At 61.6% G+C, this 5,490-nt stretch carries 5 protein-coding genes; 1 reads left to right on the top strand and 4 read right to left on the bottom strand.

The window, feature by feature from the left end; translation table 11 throughout:
* Positions 1-86 precede the first annotated feature (86 nt).
* A complete protein-coding gene (locus tag IQ24_RS19960; protein ID WP_145400135.1) occupies positions 87-1,163 on the bottom strand; it encodes a glycosyltransferase family 2 protein in 1,077 nt (358 codons plus the stop codon).
* A gap of 112 nt (positions 1,164-1,275) precedes the next feature.
* Here IQ24_RS19960 and IQ24_RS19955 point away from each other — a divergent pair, with 112 nt between their 5' ends.
* Positions 1,276-2,760 (top strand): glycosyltransferase family 39 protein, encoded by a 1,485-nt coding sequence (locus IQ24_RS19955; RefSeq protein WP_158637590.1) that lies wholly within the window; start codon positions 1,276-1,278, stop codon positions 2,758-2,760.
* A 12-nt stretch (positions 2,761-2,772) separates the two neighbouring features.
* Here IQ24_RS19955 and IQ24_RS19950 read toward each other — a convergent pair whose 3' ends face one another.
* The 3 genes from IQ24_RS19950 to IQ24_RS19940 all read right to left on the bottom strand — a co-directional run bounded on the left by IQ24_RS19950 (position 2,773) and on the right by IQ24_RS19940 (position 5,210).
* Positions 2,773-3,585 carry a Stf0 family sulfotransferase gene (locus tag IQ24_RS19950; RefSeq protein ID WP_145400133.1) on the bottom strand — a complete coding sequence of 271 codons (813 nt, stop codon included), beginning with the start codon at positions 3,583-3,585 and terminating at the stop codon, positions 2,773-2,775.
* A gap of 279 nt (positions 3,586-3,864) precedes the next feature.
* On the bottom strand, positions 3,865-4,350 hold the full coding sequence (locus IQ24_RS19945; protein ID WP_145400132.1) for a MerR family transcriptional regulator: 486 nt from the start codon (positions 4,348-4,350) through the stop codon (positions 3,865-3,867).
* A gap of 89 nt (positions 4,351-4,439) precedes the next feature.
* The gene (locus IQ24_RS19940; RefSeq protein ID WP_199756660.1) at positions 4,440-5,210 is read right to left on the bottom strand and encodes a hypothetical protein; all 771 of its coding nucleotides are present in this window, start codon (positions 5,208-5,210) and stop codon (positions 4,440-4,442) included.
* Positions 5,211-5,490 lie beyond the last annotated feature (280 nt).

Genomic DNA, 5,490 nt, shown 5'->3' with positions numbered 1-5,490 from the left:
CCCCCCCCTCACCCTGAATGCACTTACGGCCTCTCAGGTCCGCTCAGCGGCTCTACGGTGGCATAAAGGCGTCGCCCAGAACTGTCTCAGCACTTTCTGACAGGATACGCCTGCTCAACGTCTCCGCCGAGGCCTGGCAGGGGCTGGGTCGGTGCGCCGACAGGCAGGCCGTAAAGGAAGGCCGTGCGATTGTCCTGGCGCCGGGCCGCGCCCTCTTGCGACCAGGTGATGCTGTCGATCAGAAACAGCGGCCGACGTTTAGTCTCGTTGAAGACCCGACCCAGATATTCGCCGATCACCCCAAGGGCGATCAGCTGCGTCCCCCCGAGCATGAGGATGGTCAGGATCAGGGTCGGGAAGCCCTGCACCGGGTCGCCGTAGAAAATGGTTCTGACAAAGAGGAACACCCCCCAGAGGAAGGCGATGAAGGCCACCAGAAAGCCCAGATAGGTGGTCAGCCGCAGCGGGGCCGTGGTGAAGGAGGTGATCCCCTCGATCGAGAGATTGAGCAATTGGCGGTATTTCCACTTGCTCGAGCCGGTGAAGCGCGGCTCGCGCACATAGTCGACCGCCACCGAGCGGAAGCCTACCCAGGCGAAGAGGCCCTTCATGAAGCGATGCGTCTCGGGCAGCTGCAGCAGGGCATCGACCGAGCGGCGGCTCATCAGGCGGAAATCGCCGACATTCTCGGGCAAGGGCACGGGGCCCAGCCGGCGCATCATGTGGTAGAACCGGCGCGCGGTTGCCTTTTTCATCCAGCTGTCGCCCTGCCGCTCGGTGCGGCGGCCATAGGCCACGTCATAGCCTTCGCGGTAGCGCTGGATGAAGGCCGGGATCAACTCGGGCGGGTCCTGCAGGTCGGCGTCAATGGCCACGATCGCATCCCCGGTCGCGTGGCAGAGGCCGGCCGTCAGGGCGATCTCCTTGCCGAAGTTGCGCGACAGATCGACGATGGTGATATTGCCCTCGTCCGCAGCCAGTGCCTGCATCTCGGCCAGGGTGCCGTCCCGGCTGCCGTCATTGACAAAGACGATCTCGTAATTCTGGCCGGTCGGGCGCAGCACCCGGCCAATGCGGGCGACGAACTCGCCAAGGCCCCCTTCCTCGTTGAAGCAGGGACAGACGATCGAGACCAGCAATGGCGCAGGAAGAAGCTCTGACATCGGGATCACTTTGGAAAAAAGCCGCCGCGCATAGCGGTTTAGCACGTTGTAAGCGATTTTTGGGCGGTGTTACATGACAGCGTTCAAAGTTGCACAGGGATCCTGGGTTTTCATGGAAGAAAAGCACAAGATTTTCCTCGTCCTGGTGATCCTCTTCGGCGTCCTGTTGCGGTTGTGGAACATTCATGCTGACCCGACCCTCTGGCTGGATGAGGTGTTCTCGGCACAGATGGCGGAAAGCCCGTTGCGTGATCTGGTGCTGGCGGTCCCGCGCTTTGATACGCACCCCCCGCTTTACTACCTGCAGCTGCACGTCTGGAGCCTTCTTGGCGAGGGCGACTATTGGATGCTGCTTAACTCGGTACTGCTGGATGTTCTGGTCATCCTGTCGCTCTTCCACATCGCGGGACGGCACTGGGGACGGCCCGCGGGACTCTGGGTCGCGGCGGTCTATGCGGTGCTGCCGCTGAACGTGTTTTTTGCGCAGAACCTGCGCATGTATGCGCTGTTCTTTCTCGAGCTGGTCTGGCTCTGGCACATGCTGGAGCTGCGGGTGCGGGCCGGCCGTGCCTCAGGCGGGACAAGGGGCGGAACCGTGTTGCTGGGTCTGGCCACGACGCTGACGCATGGCATGGGGTTCTTCGTCGTCTTCTTCGTCTATTTCCAGGCGCTGGTCCGCATCTGGCGGCTCCATCACGCCGCGCAGGGGCTGCGCCCGGCCATGCTGCTGGTTCTGGATTATGTGCCGGTTGCCCTGGCTGCCGGATATTCCCTGGGGATCGGCTCGTTCCGCCGCACCGAGGGCATCACCGGCCTCGACCTGGCCGGGCTGGGCACGCATCTGACGATCACGCTTTTCGGCATGGAGTTCCCAGCCCCCGCCGTTTCGGGCTATCTGGGCGTCTTGCTGCTGCTTCTGCCGCCGCTTTGGAAAGCGCGGTCGCGGGGGATCATGCTGTGGCTGGTGCTCCTGCCGGCCGTCACGATGATCCTGCTGACGCTGACCGTCAAAAGCGTGTTCATGTACCGGACGCTGGGGCTCTTCACCCCCTTCATGGCCCTGTCCATGGGGATCTTCTATGCCACGCTTTGGCAGGGCCATTCGGTCCAGGGCCGGGCGCTGTCCGTGCTGACGATCGCCGTGCTGGTGCTGGCCTCGCTGAACTCCTCGCTGGCCTTCCGCAAAGAAGGATATCGCGACATGGCCCTTCTCTGGGACCGCGAGGCCGCGCCGGATGCCGTGCTGTTCGTCGACGGATCGGTCAATCTGTGGGGGATCGCGCGCTATCTGCCCGACGCGCCGCGGATCTCGGCGCTGGAGGTGCAGCCGCCGGTGCGCGACGGCATGCTTGCGCTGAAGCGCAAGCTCGAGGGCGGCTATTTCGACCGTGCCGGCCTTTTTGGCCGCAGCGACCACCTGCAGGCTGGTCCCCGCCAGATCTGGCCCTATCTCGCCCCCGAACGGCTGGAGGGCCTGCCCACCTACTGGATCCTCGGCCAGGAGAAGACGGCCTGCCCGCGCCCCGGCGACCAGTTGCTGCGGGAGTTCGAGACCCCCGGCAAATGGCTGGGGGAATGCGGGACCCCGGGCGGCTGACCTGAGCGGAAATCAGTCCAAGAAGGACAGCATTTCGGCACGTCCTGCGTCGATCCGATCCATGAATTCCTGGTTTTCCCTGCGGAAGCGCTCAGAGAATGCGTCGTTTTTCTCGGTGCCGATCTTGCGATGATCTGAGGGCGGTGCGTCCTGCGCGGCGAAACCTTCAAGCCCCAGCTTCGCGGCAAAAAGTTCGACCACCTTCTGCGCACCCGCCTGGGTGATCTGCTCATAGGACAGGCGGACCGGCGCAAGATTGAAATCGGCGATCATTTTCTCCGAGGCGAGCTCTGCCGCGTGGATGTGAGAGATCCATTTGCGGATGCGACCGGCGTCATAATCATATGATTTGTCGCTGCTTTCGATCTCGTTGGCATCGTAGTGGGAGGCGTGGCTGACATTGGTCTGGACCATCTTGTCCAGCGACACACCCTGGGCAACGATGTCCTTGCGGATCAACCAGAAGAACAACGTATTCGGGAAATACGTCATGAAATTCTGATCACTCCCGAAGACGGCGTGAAGCTGGTGATGGGTGATCTCGAACCCGAAAGTGTCGCCATGGATGTCATGACGGCTGATGGCATTCACGAACTGGTCCAGGTCCCGCGCGCCCTTGGCCTGCGAGCTGGACTTCATGAGCTCAGGATTGAACCATTCCGATGGCGTTCCCATCGCCTTCGTCTGGGTAAGGATACTGGTCAGCCAGCTGCTGCCACTACGAGGGGTGAACAGGATGGAATAGACCTTGGAGGGCGGAGCAGCGCGCATCCAGAATTCATATTTCTTCTGACTGGCTTCGGGATCAAAGATGCTGACGGTCATTGTTCTTATTGTTTCTGCTGGCAGTTGAAGTTCGGCTTATAACGCAGGTCGACATGCGCCTGCAGAGACGAGCGCCTCTCGTGATATCGCCCGTCGGAGCGGAGGAGAGGCACCGGATGTGATGGCGGAATGACCTTTGGCCTGATGTCGACACAGCGGGATGGATCGTGCCTGCCTGCGCATGTTGGTTTCGTTTGCAGGCCTCCCATACGCGCCTGGCGGGACTTTGAGAAGGCGGCAACCGGCCTGGAAAAGGCCTCGGCGATCTGCGGCATGACCCTATCCCAGGAAACGGCGCCACCAGGAGCGCGGAGCGGGAGGAACTGCAGGGGCGGCGGGATCCGGTTCGGATTGGCGTGTCTGATCGGTCAGAATGGCGGTCAGTTTGCGCCGCTCCTCTCCCTCCCGATCCAGCCTGATGCGCAGGTCCGCGATCGTTTCCGCCCGTTCTTCAGCGATTGCCTCGGCGGCCGCGGCCTGCTGCACTGCTTTTGCAAGTTCTTCGCGCAGTGCTTTGATCTCATCCGGATTTGCACTGGTCCCGAGCGTCCCGTCAGTGGGGTTCCTGATCGTACCACCCGTCCTAGAAATGGTGGTCCCGGGACCACCTTTGGGGAACGCCCGGAAGAGCTCGGAAGGGTCGATGCTGAACGTGCCGTCCTGGTTCTTCCTTGCGGAAAGACGCCCGGATTCTATGGCTCTTCCAATCGTCGACTTGCTTTTCCCGGCCTGTTTTGCGGCCTGCGAAAGTGATAGTTCCGCCATGCGTCTCTCGTGGGGTACCTTATTGTTCCATTGTGCGTGCTGAGGGACGTCCCGCGCAACCCTTGACGTGCCTCCGGTTCTTTAGCGCATCATCTGTCATGCGGACGGTCCTGGACATAGGACTGAATCTCAGAATTCATCCGGTAGGCGTCCACGGCAATCTCGACCGTGGGGCGCGGGCGTTCCTCGGGAAGCCCGTCATCACCCAGAACCTCAAGCGTATCCCCGACGAGGCTGCACCACTCTCTCACCTTCTCTGCCGGAAGGCGGTGCCACCAGCGAATGGCCTGGGCCACCTCGGGAGGGATGCTCGAGGCATTGTGATGCCCAGTTGCAGGAAGATCCGGTGCCAGGTCGTCTAGGAAGGGTTGCGACGGCGGGGGCAGGCCGGGACCGGAGGGAAGCTGGTTCTCCCCGATCATCGGCAACCGCCGCAAAGGGGAGAGTTGGTCGATTTCCGTCACATCGGGCTGCTCATCATCGCTGATGATGACATTGGCGCTGAACAGGCTGTAGCGGATCCCGTCTCGTTTGCCGGACCAGGCCACTCGGTCATTGATGACATGGGCATTGACCGTGCCGCGGCCGCCGATCTGCCGGATCTCGATCCAGTTGTCATCGCTCAGCAGCTGAAGCGCGTTGCGCACCCCCCGTTCAGAGCCCTTGACCAGACGGGCAAGGTTCTTCTGGCTGATCACCACCGCATTGTTTTCGCCCACCCTTGCCGTCAGCACATGCATGACCTGGGCCGCCAGCGGGCTTTTGCGGATGAGATCCGCCCAGGCCTCATGTGCTTTGCGTTCGGTCTGAACCCAATGGCCTTTGGAGCGCGGATCGGGCGGGGTAACTGAGTTCTGCATATCGGCACTTCACTTCCAGTAATTGGACGCAGACTGCCGTACCCCCGGCAATGCGTCAATACCAGAAACTGGAAATACACTGCGAGTAAGTGGATGCCCGTTGCCGGGGGTGCGGCAGTCTAGAGTGCCGCACCCCCGGCAATAGCTATTGCCGGGGGTGCCTTATAAAAATTAGCAAAAACAATGACTTATTTTTTCGCCTTCTTATGATCTTAGGACGGACAAAAAATCCACAGTCCGGGCGCGCTTGCGCGCCGGGGGGGAGCGCCGATCAAGGGGC

Source organism: Paracoccus sulfuroxidans (genome assembly GCF_007830335.1).
Lineage (GTDB): Bacteria > Pseudomonadota > Alphaproteobacteria > Rhodobacterales > Rhodobacteraceae > Paracoccus > Paracoccus sulfuroxidans.
Note: the sequence above shows the minus strand (reverse complement) of the source record. Positions and strands in the feature narration are given on the sequence as shown.